Source organism: Bacteroides sp. 1001136B_160425_E2, from assembly GCF_015559655.1.
In the GTDB taxonomy this organism is placed as follows: domain Bacteria; phylum Bacteroidota; class Bacteroidia; order Bacteroidales; family Bacteroidaceae; genus Bacteroides; species Bacteroides luhongzhouii.
On the sequence record NZ_JADMQH010000006.1, the window covers coordinates 66809 to 88901 of the forward strand.

At 41.3% G+C, this 22093-nt stretch carries 13 protein-coding genes; 9 read left to right on the forward strand and 4 right to left on the reverse strand.

The genetic code is table 11. From position 1 onward, the window contains the following. Positions 1-158 precede the first annotated feature (158 nt). The 8 genes from I2I04_RS07460 to I2I04_RS07495 all read left to right on the forward strand — a co-directional run bounded on the left by I2I04_RS07460 (position 159) and on the right by I2I04_RS07495 (position 14399). A complete protein-coding gene (locus I2I04_RS07460; RefSeq protein ID WP_195654699.1) occupies positions 159-1898 on the forward strand; it encodes a thrombospondin type 3 repeat-containing protein in 1740 nt (579 codons plus the stop codon). Between the two features lie 2 nt (positions 1899-1900). Then, positions 1901-2569, forward strand: a complete 669-nt coding sequence (locus I2I04_RS07465) for a DUF3826 domain-containing protein (protein WP_143260108.1) — start codon at positions 1901-1903, stop codon at positions 2567-2569. A gap of 205 nt (positions 2570-2774) precedes the next feature. After that, entirely contained in the window at positions 2775-3698 is a 924-nt protein-coding gene (locus tag I2I04_RS07470; protein ID WP_185911481.1) for a glycoside hydrolase family 43 protein, read from the forward strand. A 31-nt stretch (positions 3699-3729) separates the two neighbouring features. Then, positions 3730-7050 carry an MGH1-like glycoside hydrolase domain-containing protein gene (locus tag I2I04_RS07475; protein ID WP_195654700.1) on the forward strand — a complete coding sequence of 1107 codons (3321 nt, stop codon included), beginning with the start codon at positions 3730-3732 and terminating at the stop codon, positions 7048-7050. Between the two features lie 33 nt (positions 7051-7083). Beyond that, positions 7084-9888 carry a glycoside hydrolase family 78 protein gene (locus tag I2I04_RS07480; protein WP_195654701.1) on the forward strand — a complete coding sequence of 935 codons (2805 nt, stop codon included), beginning with the start codon at positions 7084-7086 and terminating at the stop codon, positions 9886-9888. Positions 9889-9985: 97 nt separating this feature from the next. Next, complete coding sequence (locus I2I04_RS07485) at positions 9986-11329, forward strand: glycoside hydrolase family 28 protein (RefSeq protein WP_195654702.1); 1344 nt, start codon at positions 9986-9988, stop codon at positions 11327-11329. A 96-nt stretch (positions 11330-11425) separates the two neighbouring features. Continuing rightward, positions 11426-13390 carry a DUF3826 domain-containing protein gene (locus tag I2I04_RS07490; protein ID WP_195654703.1) on the forward strand — a complete coding sequence of 655 codons (1965 nt, stop codon included), beginning with the start codon at positions 11426-11428 and terminating at the stop codon, positions 13388-13390. A 202-nt stretch (positions 13391-13592) separates the two neighbouring features. Further along, positions 13593-14399 carry a patatin-like phospholipase family protein gene (locus tag I2I04_RS07495; RefSeq protein WP_143260112.1) on the forward strand — a complete coding sequence of 269 codons (807 nt, stop codon included), beginning with the start codon at positions 13593-13595 and terminating at the stop codon, positions 14397-14399. Here I2I04_RS07495 and I2I04_RS07500 read toward each other — a convergent pair. Together I2I04_RS07500 and I2I04_RS07505 are read right to left on the reverse strand one after the other, a co-directional pair. Beyond that, positions 14359-15462: a type II toxin-antitoxin system HipA family toxin gene (locus tag I2I04_RS07500; RefSeq protein ID WP_195470465.1), complete on the reverse strand. Its 1104-nt coding sequence runs from the start codon at positions 15460-15462 to the stop codon at positions 14359-14361. The two genes, I2I04_RS07495 and I2I04_RS07500, sit on opposite strands and share 41 nt — an antisense overlap. Further along, a complete protein-coding gene (locus tag I2I04_RS07505; RefSeq protein WP_120143600.1) occupies positions 15446-15772 on the reverse strand; it encodes a helix-turn-helix domain-containing protein in 327 nt (108 codons plus the stop codon). The genes I2I04_RS07500 and I2I04_RS07505 overlap by 17 nt, the downstream gene beginning before the upstream one ends. Positions 15773-15798: 26 nt before the next feature. On the opposite strand from I2I04_RS07505, the gene I2I04_RS07510 reads away from it, so the two are divergent. After that, positions 15799-17106: a DUF6035 family protein gene (locus I2I04_RS07510; RefSeq protein WP_195654704.1), complete on the forward strand. Its 1308-nt coding sequence runs from the start codon at positions 15799-15801 to the stop codon at positions 17104-17106. Between the two features lie 6 nt (positions 17107-17112). On the opposite strand, the gene I2I04_RS07515 is transcribed toward I2I04_RS07510, so the two are convergent. Then, positions 17113-18012: an SDR family NAD(P)-dependent oxidoreductase gene (locus I2I04_RS07515; protein ID WP_195654705.1), complete on the reverse strand. Its 900-nt coding sequence runs from the start codon at positions 18010-18012 to the stop codon at positions 17113-17115. A 114-nt stretch (positions 18013-18126) separates the two neighbouring features. After that, complete coding sequence (locus I2I04_RS07520; protein WP_195654706.1) at positions 18127-21987, reverse strand: family 78 glycoside hydrolase catalytic domain; 3861 nt, start codon at positions 21985-21987, stop codon at positions 18127-18129. Positions 21988-22093 lie beyond the last annotated feature (106 nt).

The following is a 22093-nucleotide window of genomic DNA, read 5'->3' on the forward strand; positions in this document are numbered from 1 at the left end:
TGAGAGGATTGGAGACGTTATTTTTTTGATAGGAATATGGGTTCTGAGGGAAAAAACATATTTAAGATAATAAATTCGGCTCTACTGATTACAAATCTTTTCTTCTTTCGTCTTATTATTGTATTTTTGAATTAACAACTTCACAAAACCAAATAAAAATGAAGAAGAAACAGGTACTTTTAGCAGTTTTTGCTGCAACAATGTTGACTCCGACCGTTGCATGGGCGCAATACCCACAAATATCTGGCGAAGCCAAAGAAAACTATACAAAAATGATGACCGAAGAGCGGAAACGCTCTGATGAAGCATGGGCGAAGGCACTTCCAATAGTACAGAAAGAAGCGAAGGAAGGACGTCCATATATTCCTTGGGCTGGTCGTCCGTACGATTTGCCGCAGGCTGATATTCCTGCATTCCCAGGTGCTGAAGGTGGTGGTATGTACAGTTTTGGTGGTCGTGGAGGTAAAGTGATAACTGTCACAAATCTGAATGATCGTGGACCGGGCTCTTTCCGTGAAGCATGTGAAACTGGTGGTGCACGTATTATCGTATTTAATGTTGCTGGTATCATCCGTCTGGAATCTCCGATTATCGTCCGTGCTCCTTACGTAACTATTGCCGGACAAACAGCTCCGGGAGATGGTGTTTGTATTGCTGGAGAATCATTTTGGGTAGATACACATGATGTGGTGGTACGTCATATGCGTTTCCGTCGTGGAGAAACGAAAGTATGGCATCGTGATGACTCTTTCGGAGGTAATCCTGTTGGTAATATAATGATCGACCACTGCTCCTGTACATGGGGATTGGATGAAAACATTTCTTTCTATCGCCACATGTACGACCCGAGTGAAGGACAATATGAAAGCAAAGACTTGAAACTTCCTACTGTAAACGTAACTATTCAAAATACTATCTCGGCAAAAGCGTTGGATACATACAATCATGCATTTGGTAGTACGTTAGGTGGTGAGAACTGTGCATTTGCCCGTAACCTTTGGGCTAGTAACTCCGGACGTAATCCTTCTATCGGTTGGAATGGTATATTCAATTTCGTTAATAATGTAGTATTCAATTGGGTGCACCGTTCTTCTGATGGTGGTGATTATACCGCTATGTTCAATATGATTAACAACTACTACAAACCGGGACCTGCTACTCCTAAGGATTCCAATGTAGGACATCGTATCTTGAAACCGGAAGCAGGACGTAGTAAGCTGGATCATAAAGAATATGGGCGAGTATATGCCGACGGAAATATAATGGAAGGCTATCCTGAAATAACTAAAGACAACTGGAATGGCGGTATTCAGATTGAAGACCAGCCGAATACTGACGGATATACTGAATACATGCGTAGCTATAAGCCATTCGAGATGCCGTATATCAATATCATGGGAGCCAAAGATGCTTATGACTATGTATTGAAACATGTAGGTGCGAATATTCCTTGTCGTGATATTGTTGACGAACGTGTGATTGAAGAAGTTAGAACAGGTATTCCTTATTATGAAAAGAAACTTCCCAAAGATGCATACGGCGATCTTACCGGTTTGTCTCCTAAATCAATGGGTGAGGACGGACAGTTCAAGTATCGTCGTTTACCGAAAGATTCTTATAAGCAGGGTATTATTACTGATATTCGCCAGATGGGTGGTTATCCTGAATATAAAGGTACTCCTTATGTAGATACAGACGGTGATGGTATGCCGGATGAATGGGAAATTGCTAATGGCTTGAATCCGAATGACCCGAGTGATGCCAATAAGGACTGTACTGGTGACGGATATACGAATATTGAAAAATACATCAACGGTATCAGCACAAAGCATAAAGTAGATTGGAGAGATATGAAGAACAACTACGATACATTGGCTGAAAAAGGAAAATTAATGTAATTATGAAAAAGATACTGATACTATCATTGCTTTTTATATCCGGTTGGATGTCTGTACAGGCAGTCGACTTAAATAAAGAGAATCGTGATCCTGAATATGTAAAGTCTATTGTCAGCCGATCACAAAAGATCGTTGATAAACTCGGACTTACAGATGCGAAAATAGCCGAAGACGTCCGCAATGTCATAGCCAATCGTTACTTCGAATTAAATGATATTTATGAGGTACGCGATGCGAAAGTCAAGAAAGTAAAAGAATCCGGGTTGACTGGTGAGGCTAAAAATGAAGCTTTGAAAGCTGCGGAAAATGAAAAAGATGCAGCACTATATCGTTCACATTTCGCTTTTCCTGCCGATTTATCTCTCTTTCTTGATGAAAAGCAAATAGAAGCTGTTAAAGATGGCATGACTTATGGAGTGGTAAAAGTGACTTATGACTCACATTTGGACATGATTCCTACTTTGAAAGAAGAAGAAAAAGCTCAAATCTATGCTTGGTTGATAGAGGCTCGTGAATTTGCGTTGGATGCAGAAAATTCGAATAAGAAACACGCAGCTTTCGGAAAATACAAAGGACGTATCAATAACTATCTGGCTAAACGTGGATATGACTTGAAGAAAGAACGTGAAGAATGGTACAAACGTGTAAAAGCCCGTGGAGGTTCTTTATAATTAAAAAATAAGATACTATAAAAAGAAGTGAAATTCTTTCCCATTGTAAATGGTTAGTTTGTTTGATGGTGGAAAGGGTGGCTCGGAGAGTCGCCCTTTTATCGTATATAAATTTTGAATCTAATGATTCTTCTAGTATATTTGAGTACAAATGGCGCTTTCCATCGTCTCCTTTGTATAAAAGATACAAATATAGAATATACAAATGAAAAAGTTAAGAAATACATTAGCCGCAATAAGTCTTCTGTTTCTGGCTTCTTGTGGGGGGAACAAAGACTATTATGTGTTCACTTCGTTTCATGAACCGGCTGATGAGGGTTTGAGATACTTATATAGTGAGGATGGAATGCATTGGGACAGTATTCCGGGAGTTTGGCTAAAACCGGAATTGGGACAGCATCAGCTTATGCGGGACCCCTCGATGGTACGTACTCCGGATGGAACCTACCATTTGGTTTGGACTACAAGTTGGAAAGGTGATTTAGGATTTGGTTACGCGCATTCCAAAGATTTGATCCATTGGTCGGAACAACAGATGATTCCTGTAATGGCAGACGAACCGACTACTGTAAATGTATGGGCTCCGGAAATTTTCTATGACGACGAGAACGATCAGTTTATGGTAGTATGGGCTTCCTGTGTCCCCGGACGTTTTGAAAAGGGGATAGAAGAAGAGAACAATAATCATCGTTTATACTATATCACGACAAAAGATTTTAAAACCGTTTCGAAAGCAAAACTTTTATACGATCCGGGATTCAGTTCCATTGATGCCGTTATCGTGAAACGGGCGAAGAATGACTATGTAATGGTACTCAAGGATAACACCCGTCCGGAACGTAATCTGAAAATCGCTTTTTCCGATTCTATGACCGGTCCTTATTCGCCCGCATCCCAGCCTTTCACTGAATCCTTTGTAGAAGGACCGTCTGTAGAGAAAGTGGGAGATGATTATCTAATCTACTTTGATGTATATAAGAGGAAAATATATGGCGCTATGCGTACGAAGGATTTCCGGAACTTTACAGATGTAACAGAAGAGGTAAGCATCCCTGTAGGGCATAAGCATGGAACCATATTTACGGCTCCGGAATCAGTCGTAAAAGCATTGCTGGAAGAAAAGAAATAAATCCGGAAACAATTTAAATCAGAAATAGATCATGAACAACTCTGCTAAAATTCTTTTTGTACTGGTTGCCGGTTGGTTGACTACTACAGCCTTTGCACAAGATAGAATTCATTATACAGGAAAAGAATTATCGAACCCGGCTTGTCACGACGGACAACTGTCTCCGGTAGTCGGAGTACATAACATTCAGTTGGTGCGTGCCAATCGTGAACATCCCGATGCTTCGAACGGTAATGGATGGACGTATAATCACCAGCCGATGCTGGCTTATTGGAATGGACAGTTTTTCTATCAGTACTTGGCAGATCCTTCTGACGAACACGTACCGCCTTCACAGACTTTTCTGATGACATCGAAGGATGGATATCGCTGGACAAATCCGGAAATTGTGTTTCCTCCTTATCAAGTTCCTGATGGATATACCAAAGAGTCTCGTCCGGGTGTGCAAGCCAAAGATCTGATTGCCATTATGCACCAGCGTGTCGGATTCTATGTTTCTAAATCCGGCAGGCTGATTACAATGGGAAATTATGGAGTTGCTTTGGATAAAAAAGATGATCCCAATGATGGAAACGGTATTGGCCGGGTGGTTCGTGAAATAAAGAAAGACGGTTCTTACGGACCGATCTATTTCATTTATTATAATCATGGATTTAATGAAAAGAATACTGATTATCCGTATTTTAAGAAAAGCAAGGATCGTGAGTTTGTGAAGGCTTGCCAGGAAATTCTCGACAATCCGTTGTATATGATGCAGTGGGTGGAAGAAGCCGACCGTGAAGATCCTATCCTCCCGCTGAAGAAAGGATACAAGGCATTCAATTGTTATACATTGCCGGACGGACGTATTGCCAGCCTTTGGAAACATGCGCTTACCTCTATCAGTGAGGATGGCGGACATACTTGGGCAGAACCTGTGCTTCGTGCAAAAGGTTTCGTCAATAGTAACGCGAAAATTTGGGGACAGCGTTTAAGTGATGGTACATATGCTACCGTATATAATCCGTCGGAATTCCGTTGGCCGCTGGCTATATCTTTGAGTAAAGATGGATTGGAATATACAACATTGAATCTGGTGCATGGTGAAATCACTCCCATGCGTTATGGAGGAAATTATAAATCATACGGTCCTCAATATCCACGTGGCATTCAGGAAGGCAATGGGGTACCTGCTGATGGTGATTTGTGGGTTTCTTACAGTGTGAACAAGGAAGATATGTGGATTTCCCGTATTCCTGTCCCGGTGGAAATAAATGCTTCAGCACATGCGGATGATGATTTCTCTAAAAATAAATCAATTGCGGAACTGACTGACTGGAATATTTATTCTCCGGTTTGGGCTCCTGTTTCTTTGGAAGGTCAATGGTTGAAGTTGCAGGATAAAGATCCCTTTGATTATGCCAAAGTGGAACGTAAAATTCCGGCTTCTAAAGAATTGAAGGTATCATTTGATTTGAAAGCCGGCCAAAATGATAAAGGTACACTCCAGATTGAATTTTTGGATGAGAATGGAATCGCCTGTTCTCGTATGGAACTTACTGATGATGGTATTTTCCGAATGAAAGGCGGCTCCCGGTTTGCAAATATGATGAAATATGAAGCAGGAAAGGTTTATCATGTAGAAGCAGTCCTTTCTACTGTTGATCGTAATATTCAAGTATATGTAGATGGCAAGAGAGTAGGGCTGCGTATGTTCTATGCGCCTGTGGCTGCTGTCGAACGAATCGTATTCCGTACTGGCGTACCTCGTACATTCCCGACTGTAGATACTCCTGCCGACCAGACTTATGATCTGCCGAATGCAGGTGCGCAAGATCCATTAGCTGAATATGGCATTGCCAATGTGAAAACTTCTTCTACAGATAAGGATTCGTCTTCTGTGTTTTTAAAGTATGCTGACTTCAGTCATTATGCAGACTATTTCAATAGTATGGAAGACGAAAATATTATTCAGGCAATTCCCAATGCAAAAGCTTCGGAATGGATGGAGGAAAATATTCCTTTGTTCGAGTGTCCGCAACATAACTTTGAAGAAATGTATTATTATCGTTGGTGGTCAATCCGTAAGCATATCAAAGAGACTCCTGTTGGATATGGCATGACCGAGTTTCTCGTTCAGCGTTCTTATTCTGATAAATATAATTTGATTGCTTGTGCAATTGGACATCACATTTATGAAAGCCGTTGGTTGCGTGATCCGAAATATTTAGATCAGATTATTCATACATGGTATCGTGGTAATGATGGCGGTCCGATGAAGAAAATGGATAAGTTCAGCTCATGGAATGCGGATGCTCTACTGGCTCGTTACATGGTAGATGGTGATAAGGACTATCTGCTGGATATGAAGAAAGATCTGGAAACCGAATATCAGCGTTGGGAACGTACAAACCGTTTGAAGAACGGATTGTATTGGCAGGGTGACGTACAGGATGGTATGGAAGAATCAATCAGTGGGGGACGGAAGAAGAAATATGCCCGGCCGACAATTAATAGTTATATGTATGGCAATGCCAAAGCACTTTCATACATGGGAATTCTTTCTGGTGATGAGGGGATGGCTATGAAATATGGCATGAGAGCAGATACTTTAAAAAATCTGGTAGAAAATGAATTGTGGAATACACGTCATCAGTTTTTTGAAACGATGCGTACGGACTCTTCTGCGAATGTGCGTGAAGCAATCGGATATATTCCCTGGTATTTCAACCTGCCGGATACTACCCAAAAGTATGAAATTGCCTGGAAAGAAATTATGGATGAAAAAGGCTTCTCTGCTCCTTATGGACTGACAACCGCAGAACGTCGTCATCCGGAATTCCGTACACGTGGAGTAGGCAAATGTGAGTGGGACGGTGCTATCTGGCCGTTCGCTTCCGCACAGACATTGACAGCAATGGCTAACTTTATGAATAATTATCCGCAGACTGTATTGTCTGACAGTGTATATTTCCATCAGATGGAATTATATGTGGAATCACAGTACCATCGTGGTCGTCCCTATATTGGTGAATATTTGGATGAGGTGACCGGCTATTGGCTGAAAGGAGATCAGGAACGTAGCCGTTATTATAACCATTCCACTTTCAACGATTTGATAATTACAGGGCTGATCGGACTTCGTCCGCGTTTGGATAATACTATTGAAGTGAATCCCTTAATACCTGCCGACAAGTGGGATTGGTTCTGCTTGGATAATGTATTATATCATGGTCATAATCTGACGATTCTTTGGGATAAGAATGGTGATCGTTATCATTGTGGAAAAGGATTACGCATTTTTGTAGATGGTAAGGAAGTAGGGCAGGCGGATACATTGACAAGAATCGTTTGTGAGGATGTTCTTGAATGATCATTTATTAAACAAATAAAGATATATGAAAAGATGAATTTTAGAAATTATTTTCTTTTAATATTGCTTTGTCTACCTTGTATTGTACAAGCGAAAAATATAACAATCACTCGTCTCACCTGTGAAATGCAGGAAGGGTTTGTTGTGGTTGAAGGTGCACCCCGTTTGGGATGGGTGATGGAGTCACCGGAAAATGGGACACGACAATCTGCCTATGAGATTGATATTCGGGAAGCTTTTACAGGACGTTTAATTTGGAATAGCGGTAAAGTCAATTCTTCACAGAGTCAGTTGATTGCAACGGAAGGAGTGAATATAGCTTCTGATAATCCTTTCAATTATAGTTGGCGTGTTCGTGTTTGGGATGAAACGGATACACCTTCTGAATGGAGTCGTGAAGCAAAGTTCCGCGCTGTTTCCTCAAAGTATTCCGAAGGAAAATGGATTGGAGCTATTACCCGACAAAATGCTCATTTACCGGAAGGGCGTAAGTTCCACGGTGGAGAGTTGAAGAAACCGGAAGTGAAAGCGGCTTGGGAAGCAGTGGACACTTTGGCAAAGAAAAGTATTTGTTTGAGAAGAACATTCCGAGTAGGAGATGAGACAGAAGGGGGTACAAACCGTAAACCGGGCAAGAAAATTGTGGAGGCTACGGCATACGTTTGTGGCCTGGGATTCTATGAGTTTTCTTTGAATGGTAAAAAAATAGGTAACAGTGAGTTTGCTCCATTGTGGAGTGATTATGATAAAACTGTTTACTATAATACATACGATGTAACGGAACAATTGCGACATGGCGAGAATGCCGTAGGAATCTTATTAGGAAATGGATTCTATAATGTGCAGGGGGGACGTTATCGCAAATTACAGATCAGCTTTGGCCCTCCCACACTTTTATTTGAGCTGGTCATTAACTACGAAGATGGAACATGTACAACGGTTCATTCTGATAATGACTGGAAATATGATTTTAGTCCGGTAACTTTCAATTGCATATATGGAGGGGAAGATTATGATGCGCGTCGTGAACAGAAAGGATGGAATCAGATTGGCTTTGATGACAGTCACTGGCGTCCGGTAGTCATACAGGAAGCTCCTAAAGGAGTACTTCGTCCACAGATGGCGGCTCCGGTGAAAATCATGGAACGGTATGATATTCAAAAAGTAACCAAACTAAATGCGGAACAAGTTGCAGCAGCTTCTGTATCAACTAAGAGAACAGTCGATCCTTCTGCTTTTGTGTTGGATATGGGACAGAATCTGGCTGGCTTTCCGGAAATAACAATACGTGGTAGACGGGGGCAGAAAGTAACTTTGATTGTAGCTGAAGCATTGACAGAGGAAGGTGCTTGCAATCAGCGTCAGACAGGGCGTCAACACTATTACGAATACACTCTGAAAGGGGAAGGAGATGAAACTTGGCACCCTCGTTTCTCTTATTACGGTTTTAGATATGTTCAGGTAGAGGGTGCTGTCTTAAAAGGGCAGAAGAATCCGCATAAATTGCCTGTATTAAAGAATATTCAATCCTGTTTCGTATATAATTCGGCCAGGAAAGTTTCCACTTTCGAATCATCCAATCAGATATTTAATGCTGCCCATCGATTGATTGAGAAAGCGGTTCGCAGCAATATGCAGTCTGTGTTTACGGATTGTCCGCATCGTGAGAAACTTGGATGGCTGGAACAGGTACATCTGAATGGTCCGGGTTTGTTGTATAACTATGATTTGACAGCTTATGCTCCGCAGATTATGCAGAATATGGCAGATGCACAACATGCCAACGGAGCTATGCCGACAACTGCTCCGGAATATGTGATTTTTGAAGGTCCGGGGATGGATGCTTTTGCCGAATCTCCGGAGTGGGGTGGTTCTCTGGTTATTTTCCCTTTTATGTACTATGAGACTTATGGAGACGATTCATTGATTAAGAAGTATTATCCGAATATGCGTCGTTATGTGGATTATCTCAAGACTCGTGCAGATAAAGGTATTCTTTCTTTCGGATTGGGAGACTGGTATGATTACGGAGATTTTCGTGCGGGATTCTCACGGAATACACCGGTTCCATTGGTGGCTACTGCGCATTATTATATGACAGTCATGTATTTGGTACAAGCTGCGAAAATGCTAGGTAATGACTTTGACATTCGTTATTATACTTCGCTGGCACAGGATATAATGGCCGCATTTAATAAATGTTTTCTTCATAAAGATGCGGCACAATATGGTACAGGAAGCCAATGCAGTAATGCACTTCCGCTATTCCTCCAAATGACGCAGGATGCAGATCTGAATGAGAAAGTATTTATGAATCTGATAAAAGATGTAGAAGCACATGGCAACCGTTTGACTACCGGTGATGTGGGAAACCGTTATCTGATTCAGACATTGGCGCGTAATGGAGAACATGAACTTATTTATAAGATGTTCAATCATGAAGAAGCTCCCGGATATGGTTTCCAGTTGAAATTCGGCGCTACAACTTTGACCGAGCAGTGGGACCCCCGTCAAGGTTCTTCCTGGAATCACTTTATGATGGGACAGATTGATGAATGGTTTTTTAATTCACTGGTCGGTATTCGTCCATCTACTACTCCCAAACAAGGTTATCAGAAGTTCATCATTGCTCCCCAACCTGTGGGAGATTTGAAATATGTCAAAGCGTCGTATGAAACTTTATACGGTACCATTACTGTGGACTGGACTTGTGAGAATGGGATTTTCACTTTAAACGTGTCTGTTCCAGTGAATACTACCGCTGTCGTTTACCTCCCGGGAGAAAAAGAACCGAAAGAGATACAGAGCGGAACATATCAATTGGTTTGTGCAAAATGAAAGAACCTTTTTGTATATATTTGTAGAATTAAAAAACAATGTATTAGCATGATTTTTTAGAAGGTAACAATGAAATTATACTTTAATAATATCGATTATGAATTTACGAACAACTCTTATCGTCTTTCTTTGCTTCTGTGCAACAACAGTTCTTCGTGCCGAGCGTGTAGATATGCTGAAGGCCGGTGCAAAAGCAAATGGTAAGGCTCTTAATACAAAGCTAATCAATTCAACGATTGACCGTCTGAACCGTGGTGGCGGAGGTACTCTTTTCTTTCCTGCCGGGACTTACCTGACGGGGAGTATCCATCTGAAAAGTAATATTACACTGGAGTTGGAAGCCGGAGCTACCTTGCTCTTTTCTGATAACTTTGATGACTATCTTCCTTTTGTCGAGGTTCGCCATGAAGGAGTGATGATGAAAAGTTTTCAGCCTTTGATCTATGCGGTAGATGCCGAGAATATTACGATCAAAGGAGAAGGAACTTTGGACGGACAAGGAAAGAAATGGTGGATGGAGTTCTTTCGTGTCATGATTGATTTGAAAGACAATGGCATGCGTGATGTGAATAAATATCAGCCGATGTGGGATGTGGCAAACGATACGACGGCGATTTATGCTGAAACGAACAAGGATTATGTAAGTACATTGCAACGTCGCTTTTTCCGTCCTCCGTTTATTCAGCCCGTTCGTTGTAAGAAAGTAAAGATTGAAGGAGTGAAAATCATAAATTCTCCCTTCTGGACGGTCAATCCGGAGTTTTGCGACAATGTAACCATAAAGGGGATCACCATAGATAATGCGCCCTCACCAAATACGGACGGAGTGAATCCGGAATCCTGCCGCAACGTACATATCAGCGACTGCCATATATCAGTAGGAGACGATTGCATCACAATCAAGTCGGGAAGAGATGCGCAGGCCCGTCGTTTGGGAGTACCTTGCGAGAATATCACTATCACCAACTGCACCATGCTTTCCGGTCATGGAGGCGTTGTTATCGGCAGCGAGATGAGTGGGAGTGTGCGTAAAGTTACTATTTCCAATTGCGTGTTTGACGGAACAGATCGTGGAATCCGTATTAAGTCGACCCGTGGAAGGGGAGGAGTCGTTGAAGATATTCGTGTCAGCAACGTCGTAATGAGCAACATTAAACAGGAAGCTGTTGTATTGAATTTGAAATACAGTAAAATGCCTGCCGAACCTAAGAGTGAACGCACTCCGATATTCCGTAACGTACATATCAGCGGAATGACTGTGACAAACGTAAAGACTCCGATCAAAATAGTGGGCTTGGAAGAAGCGCCGATATCTGACATCGTTTTGCGTGATATTCATATTCAGGGAGGGAAACAGAATTGTATCTTCGAAAATTGTGAACGTATCACGATGGATGACGTAATCATCAATGGTGAAGTAATTAAAAGCACCACAGATTAACACTGATTTTTAATTCGACTAAATTATAAGAATAATAAATCTGTGAAAATCTGTGTAATCTGTGGTGAAAAAACAACTAGCATAAATTAAAAATAAATGAAACGAATCCTTTTTACTATGCTTCTTGCCGCATCTCTTTCGGCCGAAGCCCAGACGCAAACATACGAGACGGAATTTGCCCGTCCCTTGAATGAAGTACTGACGGATATACAGAACCGTTTCGGAGTCCGTTTGAAATATGACATTGATACGGTGGGAAAAGTGCTGCCTTATGCCGATTTCCGTATTCGTCCTTATTCCGTGGAAGAATCCTTGACGAATGTATTGGCACCTTTCGATTATAAATTTGTTAAGCAGAAAGGAAATATGTATAAGCTGAAAGCATACGAGTATCCACGTCGTACAGATGCAGACGGAGAGAAGATGCTGGCTTATCTGAATACACTTTATACAGACCGACAGTCTTTTCAACTTCGTGCCGATTCTCTGAAAAAAGAGGTACGTCAGCGTTTAGGTATCGATACTTTGTTGGCTCAATGTGTCAAAACCAAACCTATTCTTTCAAAGATACGTAAGTTTGATGGCTATACCGTGCAGAATTTCGCACTTGAAACACTTCCCGGATTATACATTTGCGGTTCTATCTATACGCCCCAATCGAAAGGAAAACATGCGTTGATAATCTGCCCTAACGGACATTTTGGTGGCGGACGTTATCGGGAAGACCAACAACAACGTATGGGAACTTTGGCACGTATGGGAGCTGTTTGTGTAGACTATGATTTGTTCGGATGGGGAGAGTCGGCTTTGCAAGTAGGCAGTGCGGCACACCGTAGTAGTGCGGCACACACTATTCAGGCAATGAACGGCTTACTGATTCTTGACTACATGCTTGCTTCCCGTAAGGACATTGATACCAGCCGTATCGGTACGAATGGTGGTTCGGGTGGAGGTACCCATACTGTATTGTTGAGCGTATTGGATGATCGTTTCACCGCTTCAGCTCCGGTGGTGAGCCTGGCTTCTCACTTTGACGGTGGCTGTCCCTGCGAAAGCGGAATGCCTATTCAATTATCTGCAGGAGGAACCTGTAATGCGGAATTAGCCGCTACTTTTGCTCCTCGTCCGCAACTGATTGTATCGGATGGTGGCGACTGGACGGCCAGTGTTCCTGCTCTTGAATTTCCTTATCTGCAACGAATCTATGGATTCTATCAGGCAAAAGATAAAGTAACGAATGTACATCTTCCCAAAGAGAAACATGACTTTGGTCCGAATAAGCGGAATGCTGTTTATGATTTCTTCGCAGAAGTATTCAAATTGGATAAAAAGATGTTGGATGAAAGCAAGGTCACCATTGAACCGGAATCCGCTATGTATAGTTTTGGCGAAAAAGGAGCTTTGCTTCCCGAAGGAGCCATCCGTTCTTTTGACAAGGTAGCTGCTTATTTTGACAAGAAGGCTTATGCTAATTTAAAATCAGATGCTTCTCTCGAAAAGAAAGCCATCGACTGGGTAGCTTCTTTAGAGTTGAACGATGATAAGAAGGCAGGTTTTGCAGTAACTGCCATTTATAATCATCTTCGTAAAGTGCGTGACTGGCACAATGAACACCCTTATACAACAATCCCCGAAGGTATCAATCCTCTGACAGGCAAACCGCTTTCTAAACTCGACCGTGAAATGATTGCAGATTCCGCTATGCCGAAAGAAGTGCATGAAAGGTTAATGAAAGATTTGCGCAGAGTATTGACGGAAGAACAGATTGAACAAATCCTGGATAAATACACGGTAGGTAAAGTTGCTTTTACCTTGAAAGGTTATCAGGCCATTGTGCCCAATATGACGGAAGAGGAAACGGCTTTCGTCTTGGAACAGTTGAAACTAGCTCGCGAACAGGCTATTGACTACAAGAATATGAAGCAGATATCTGCTATCTTCGAAATTTATAAAACCAAATGCGAACAGTATTTCAATGAGCATGGTCGCAACTGGCGTCAGATGTTCAAAGATTATGTGAATAAGCGAAACGCAGAAAAGAAAGCTCAAGAAAAGAAATAAAATGAGGGTAAACCCTTAACCTTCTACATAACCGGAAAATCTCCGGGATAATAAAAGAATATAATAGAGCTATGCTTTGCAACTGACAAAGCATAGCTTTATCATATCTAAAGCTATGCTTTAGTTCCCCTAAAACACTGCTATAATTTATTTCTTCACGATTACTAAACATCTTTTTCGCAGGAAATGTGTTATTTAGTAGATGGCTAACAGAAATATATATGATATGGATAAGCAAAAAGTAGCATTAGTCCTTTCTATGGGGGGAGCACGTGGAATAGCACATATAGGAGTAATTGAAGAATTACTTCGTCACAACTTTGAGATTACTTCCATTGCAGGAAGTTCTATGGGAGCAATGGTGGGAGCAATGTATGCTTCAGGAAAAATGGAAGAATGTAAAGAATGGCTGTTTAGTTGGGACAAACGCAAGATGTGGGAATTGGCGGATCTTACCTTAAGCCGGGATGGATTAGTGAAAGGTGACCGTTTTATTAAAGAACTGAAACAAATTATTCCGGATATGAATATCGAAGACCTGCCTGTCCCTTATGTAGCGATGGCTACGGATATTGTCCGCGATCAGGAAGTCAGGTTTGACAGAGGGAGCTTACATGAAGCTATTCGTGCGTCTATTTCTATCCCTATGCTTTTCCGTCCATTAAGAAAAGACGGTATGGTATTGATTGATGGAGGTATTCTGAATCCTCTTCCATTGAGTCATGTGCAACGCACTGAAGGAGACATTCTGATAGCTGTCGATGTGAATGCACCCATTGAAACCGGAAAGAAAAAGAAAATATCTCCTTATAATCTGTTGACAGAATCTTCGAGAATGATGATGCAACAAATCACTCGTTACCAGATAGAACGTTGTCAGCCGGATATCTTAATTCAAATTTCCGGCGATACGTATGATATGTTGGAGTTCCATCACGCAGTTTCGATTGTGAAGACAGGAGCGGAAGTTACTCGAAACGTGTTGAAAGAATCTCTTGGCAATGATTAATCATGTGGTTGATGATCTCCATTCCTTTTCTTCGGGGTATACGGATACTTTCACCGACCGCCAACATATCTTCAATATCCGGATTTCCTTTGTTATTTGCTGAAGTAGCATGTTCACCGTGATACCCCTCTTTACAGAGAGTTAAATCATAAGCAGGTGCTAATGACCATTTTCCTTCGCGACAAATAAAACTGAAATTTTTGACATGGTCGTCTTTGTTATCTGTAAGTACATTAAATACCATGCGTTGGAACATTTCATCAACTTGTTGTGAATCTTGTGTCAAATATCCTGTTAAGTGTAGCAATACTTTGTAATCTAGTTTTGGATTTGATATTGATTCATTGAGTAACGCACCAGCAGTAGCAATGTGTAGTCGTTTTCCATTTTCTATATCAAAACGCTTGCTGGCAAAATATTTGCCATCTAATAACTTGTAGTCAGGAACATTTATTCCACATTTACGGGCTACTTCATTATATTTATATTCCATTCTCCCCATATCTTTCGGATCATATGTATGGCGGAATTTCACTAACCATGCACCTTCACAGTCATGCCACAAGCATTTAGGACGGCAGCCACCGGAATTACCACTATTGAAATATAAAATATCTTCGCCTTCTTCAGATTTTTCTGAAAGTACTTCCAGAGCCATTTGTTGTAAGTTGTCCAAGTCAGGTAGAGATTTTTCTTCTCCAATATAAGATTCCGGCACGTAACTAAGTGCTCCCATTCCCGAAATTCCCACTATACTTAATCGCTGAATAGGTGTAAGCAAAGCATCATTTATACCTTGTTTTTTGAGTAAACGATTCAACAAATAACGACCATATCCATCAGGGAGACTATCCTCAAATATTCCAAAATTTCCCCAGAAAGGTTCTGGTTTGGCGATGAATAAACTAGATTCTAATGGTAAGTCTAATGGAGAGATAGAAAAGCCTGATATCAGCCATTTCTTATCATACTGGAAAGCGCAGCATCGGTTATCGTGTGTCATGGTAAGTTCTCCTATCTTTTGATCACGATAAAGTACTGATAACTTATTTACTAATTTCATTTCTTCCTCGCTTCCTGTTTTTATTTTTATTGATAACGTCCAATTCTTCCATTGTACTGTAAAGTGGTTCTGCAAGAAGTGCCTTTACGTCTTTGGAATATCCTAATGCTTTTGCTAATGCCACATAAGAGCTCAATGAAATAGAAAACTTCTGTTCAAACTTAGCTATAGTGGGAGAAGGAACGCCACTTAACTTGGATAAAGCATCTCTTGAAAGTCCTTTCTCCAATCGCCTCTTTTGTAAATTGCAGGCAAGTAACTGCAGAATATCTTCGGGCGTATCTATATCAAAGTTGTATAATAAAGACATATCATTGTATCTGATAAGTAACAAATATGATTATAATAGATATTATTATATCTGTTACAAAGATAGTGTTTCACCTTGATTTATTCAATAAAAATAGCAGAAAAAGTAGCCCAAATAGCTTTTTAGTTCTGTTCTTACAACACGGATATCAGATAACTCGTAAGGATAGAGAAACTATAAGAGACAAGTGTGAATATGTAGTATATAAAAAATTAGCCACTCTTTCAAGGCTATCTTTTACTTTATATGAACAAGGACGTCCTGATTTGATAGCGGAATTATTTAATTCTGTTGATTCTTTTATAAAGTCAATTTATACTATTGAGTCTTTGTTATCTAATACTTCGGTATATTTTGAATATAAAACCAATGTATGGCTTTGTATTGCTAATAACGCAATTACTAATTATAGAGATTATTGGATATTTTGTGAGGCTGCATTGAAAAAATGCGGAAAATGGGAGGAGTTACTATATCCACAGTTGGAAGTGCCTGATATTCGTATAAAAGGAAAAACAGTTAGTCTTTTAGAACAGGCTGATTCTATTTTTAAGAAATCGGAACTATCAGACACTTTTAGTTCTTTGGGTTATGCTATAAGAAAACAGCGTCCGGCATGGGGATGCAACGATATAGAAGGTAGAACAGCTGAAGAAAAGGTTTTGTCATTATGGAATACTCTTCCACATGATACTTTTTTGATGGCACTACTTTGTCTCAATTCTGGAGATTCACATATTATCCTTGAGCAATTAAAAGAATATGCAAGGACTGATGTTCTGGATATTTTATACAGCTCGGAGATACATCCCAAATTGCAAATAGGATTAGAAGCCGGAACAGTGGGTAATTTGGATTTTCTTTTTTCATTATGGGAATTAGGATATAGATATGATACCCACCAAGAATGGCAGGTGCACGGAAATATAACAAGTACTAAACAAATGAAACTTTATTGTTTAGACAAGTTCTATGATATGAGTTTAGATATTGATTTGAAGGAGATAATGAATAGTATTGCTCTTAGAGCAATTTGTATGGTAGAAGCCATTAAAACCAATGATTTGTTCTGCACTGGTAATCCTAATTGGAAATCATATATAAATGGAGTACGTGGTGCAACTTTACAACATCCATTAAATCAATATTGGGGATATATTGATATGGCTTTCGATGCTTATCATTTTACAGATGGGCGGAGTATGAGGAGTTATCTTTCTCAAAAAGAACCCGGGATAAAATTAGAAAAGGGCTCTGAAAATATAGAAATAAATTCAGCTATTTACAAAGCTTTATCTGTTTTGTATCCAGAAGTATATAACATGAATTCGTAATGATATTTATGTTGCGTCCGAAGATATATAAATCATCTTTTTCGTCATTCCCCCATCAATAGTGATGTTTTCTCCATTGATGAAATTATTGTTTCCTTCGCAAAGAAATAAACACATGCGGGCAATATCTTCCGGTTTACCTACCCGGCGTGAAGGATGCTGTGAGTGGTCTTTCGGTTGGAGTTGATCATAATCATGAGTCTGTATCCATCCCGGAGCAATCGAATTTACTGTGATATTCCATTCAGATAAAGACAAAGCCAATGCATGAGTCAAAGAATAGATACCACCTTTCGACGCTGCATAACCTTCACTTCCCGGTTCACTCATCAGATAACGTGTAGAGCAGATATTTATAATTCGGCCGTATGGGTTAGGAGAGGGCTGATTTTTGCGATGGATGGCAAGCAGCCGGGAAGTGATGAATACAGGACGCAGGTTAATAGAAAGAATTTTGTCGAAATCCTCTACACTTGTTTCTGTGATAGAAGAAAATTTGCTGATACCGACGTTGTTGACAATAATATCAATATCGTTCCATTCGGCAAGAATGGTTTGCATACAACTTTCAAGCGCGTTTTTATCACTTACGTCGACTTTATGGAATATAGCCCCAGTTGCCTTCGCAGTCTCCTGTCCCGATGTTTCGTTTATATCACAAAAGGCAACTTGATTTCCAGCCAGGGAAAAAGCTTCTACTATTGCTTTGCCTATTCCTTCCGCTCCGCCTGTTATAAATACTCTTCTTTTTGAGTCCTCCGGTTTTGAAACCGTTGAAGTGTGAGACTTCGATTCAGCCGGACGTACTGTTGTTGGTTTCTTCTTACCATATTTTTGTGCTTGTTTCCAAGCAGCTTTTCGGGCTTCGTATTGTTCCTGTTGTCTTTCTATATAATTATCTGCCATCGTTATTTTTTTATTTATTGGCAAATGTAAAGTATAAAATGGATAAATACAAGAATCGACCGCTCTTTTGCGGACAAAGGAGCGGTCGATTTCATTCAGATGATCGTTCAAAATTTAAAACTTCGTTGGATCTATCTCTGCATATTTAATTCGTTGACGGCGCCAAGTGTAAATGGCATGCAGCTTCCCGTCTTTCCCCTGAATAATGCTAGGGTAAGAGTACTGGCTGATCGGACTATCTTCTAATGTAAGAACAGGCTGCCAATTGATACCATCTTTTGAAACGGCCACACAGAGCGGAGTACGCGGACCTTTCGGAGTTCCGGGCAATGTAGAGAAATTATTGTAAATAAGGATATGTCTGCCGTCTTTCATAGTCACGGCATCCGTACCGGAATTATTATTCGGGACATCCAGCAGCGTAACTTTACTCCATGTATCGCCATTATCACTACTCCATGCGGTTGCTACCTGTGCATTACGTGTACGGCAGAGTATCTGTAATCTTCCGTCTTTATGTTTCAGAATACTGGGTTGTATTGCATAAACAGGTTTGGCTCCTTCTCCTTTGATCGCTTCTCCGCCTTCCTGATCATCTACATTCACACCTCCCTTTTTACGATTTTGGGTGGGGACAGATAACTCGGCATCCAGTGGTCCGACCATCTTCCAGGTCTTGCCTTTATCATCGGAAATCTCGAAATGGACACGCCATCCGTTACTTCCTTCCGTACTGGAAGGACAGATGATACGTCCATTGATATATTCCGGTTTATTCTTAATAGGTCCCAGAAAACCTTTCGGAAGCGCTTCGCGTTTGCTCCAGGTCTTTCCTCCGTCACGTGAACGGACAAGCCATCCTGTCCAGTCGCTTACTTTCAAACCTATTTTATAAAACAGAATCAGGTCACCTCCGGGAATCTGGAAAAGAACCGGGTTCCAGCAAGCTTTTCTGCGGGCAATAAGTGTTCCTTTTGCATCTTTCACCGGGGTACAGGTAGAATCGATTCCGGCCAATACTGCTTGTGAGTCTTTGAGTGAAAACACTCCGTCGGCAGCAAGTTTGGGGGCGGTCCATTCTTTTGAGCCTTTAGGCTTACGACATACCCAAATGCAACAATCCGGATTGCGTTCTTTGGTCCCTCCGAAGAAAGAAGCTACGAGGTCGCCATTTTTCAGTTCTACTATCGTAGCTCCATGACATTCGGGGAAAGAAGCGTTCTCGTACAGGAACTCATCAGTCAGAATAGCCGTATTCTGTGTGGGAATATCTACACTGAAATGATATTTTCCCGATCCGATTTTTTCTTTCCGTCCATCCGGAAGATGTACTTCCCCTGTCGTATTGGCGGGAAGTTCGATATCCCATTCCAAATGTGTGGGAGTCTTTGTCCATCGGCTGGTTATTTTTCCGTAGATACTCATGTACGATGCATCCACGTTACTCAACTCCTGAATTTCAAAAGCCGGTTGGAAGACGATATGTTTGTAACCGGACTTCCAGCGGTCGGCACGGATACCTGCCAGGTTATTGAAACACCACGGCAATAAATCACCTAAAAGCATCACGTGATTACCGCTATTCATTTCAGGATTTGCCGTATCACCGTTCCATAACTCCCAAATAGTGGTAGCACCTTTTTCAACCATATATCCCCAGGAAGGATATGTCTTATTGGTAGCCAATAAATAAGCTACATCAGCATGGCCGCGACGGCTCAATTCACGCAATAGCCATTGTACACCGATTACTCCGGTACTTATATGTCCCTTGTTGGTTGTAATAATGGAAGTTACGGCATTTTTAGTCACTTCATTGATGTAGTTCTTAGGCACCAGACCAAAAGCAAGTGGCAAGATATTGGCAGTAACTGTGTTGTTACCATAGAAAATACTATCCGGATATAAGGTATGTCCCGGTACGGGAGAAGTGCCTTCCTTTACGTGAAGAAAACGGGCATTGAATGCATCTTTCATGCGATGTTCCAAATCTTCCCATTCTTCTGCATCAGCTTTCAGTCCTTGCAGGCTTGCAAAGCGGTGCATTAGTTGTAATACCTTTAGATAATAAGCGGTTGCGATCAAAGCTCCGTCAGTCTTGCGGGAAGGGTCCTTGCTATGAATTAACTCCAGTGATTCGGGTGGAACGCACCAGTCACCATATTTATCTTTGTTGATGATAAAATCTTCTGTCATGTAGTATTCACGGATATGTGATACCCACTTCTTGATAGCCGGATAATTCTCTTCGATCGGACGTTTATCTCCAAAGTTCGTGAAAAGCATGTCGCAGGCCATTGGTAAAGCGGCAGGCCAGGTCACATTGTCCGAGTAGTAGTTCCAGTATGCCGGGGCTACATCAGGAATACAGCCATCTTCCCGTTGTGCTTCGCGGATGTCACGCGCCCATTTGGTATACATGGCATAATTATTGAAAAGCATACTTTCTCCCCAACAACCCATGGTACGGTCACCCAACCATGGTTGGCGTTCATTCCGTTGCGGACAGTCAATCGGCATTCCTTTGTAGTTGCTTCGGATTCCCCAAAATGCGTTACGGACAATCTTATTCAGAGTTTCGTCGGAACAGTTGAAAGTACCGGTATGCTCCATTTCATCTTCTACTACTTCGGCAACGAAATCTTCTGCCTTCGCATTCGGATAACCGCTGACTTCTACATAACGGAACCCATGATAAATAAAACGAGGTGCCCAGGTAGCGTCTTTGGTTTCGCGTCCGCTGACAACGTATACATCTGTAGAACGGGCATCCCTGAAGTTTTTCGTATAAAGTTCGCCATTGTCTTGCAGACTTTCTGCAAAACGGAGACGGATACTGTCACCAGTCTGTCCTTTTATCCGGAAACGTACCCAGCCCGCCATATTCTGACCGATATCCAGGATGTATTTGTTACCGAGCTTTTTAATAGAAACGGGTTTCATGGTTTCTGTAACTTTCATGCCCGGCATCATTTGTGCACGTAATGTTCCCGAAGGAATACTGACACGTTGGGCAGGTATCCAGTTTTTGTCATCATATCCGAATTGAGTCCAGTCTCCTAACTCTTTACGGGCATCGTATTCTTCGCCATCATATTCATTATTGCTACGGATAGGGCCTTCAGTAGTCAATTTCCATGAAGTGTTTGTAGCAATTGTTTCTTTGCTGCCGTCTGCATATTCAACAATCAGATTCAACCGAAGTTTAGGATAACCGAAAGTCGGTATCTTATATGGTTTATAGTTCTGACGCATCGTATAGAAGCGACCATTTCCGAGAGTTACTCCAATAGCATTTTCTGTCTGAAGCAGTGAAGTAACATCGTATGTGTTGTACAGAATTGTTTTCCGGTAGTCGGTAGGAGCAGGTGCCAGTACTTGATTGCCGATGCGTTGCCCGTTGATAAACAACTCGTACAACCCCATTCCGGCGACATGTACTGTGGCACGTTTCACACCTTTCTTTACTGCAAACTCTTTACGAAGATAACGGGCTGCCAAACGGCTCCATTGTGTTTCGCTGTCTCCGGGAGCGGCTCTGTCCAAGCCGATCCATTGTCCTTGCCAGTCTGCTTCATTAAATAGTCCGGTGGTCCAGAAAGCCGGAGCACTCCAATTCGTTGCACCTTTGTTGGTGTCTATTTTCACTTTCCAATAGTAGGGGGCATTGAGCTTTAATGTTTTCCCCTGATAAGTGATCCATTGGGAAGCGTCAGATTCAATCTTTCCTGAATCCCAGATATCTCCTTTTCCTTGTTCCAATAGCTCTGGGGAAGATGCAACAAGAATGTGATACGCAGTTTGTATCACATTCTGTTCATCCGATTCGATGCGCCAACTCAATCGGGGGTGGCGCACGTCGATACCTGCCGGATTTTTCAACTGCTCCGTTCGCAGGTCAGTTATACCTATGGCTGCGTATAGTGAACCTGCAAAGAGCAGAAGAAAGAAAAATGATACTATTCTTTTATTCATAAGTATGTTTTCATCATTCGTATATATAATAAATTTAAGCACGGATTGCATGGATTAACGTTGTTGTACCTATCTGTCATTCAGAAAACTGTGAAATCCGTGTAAT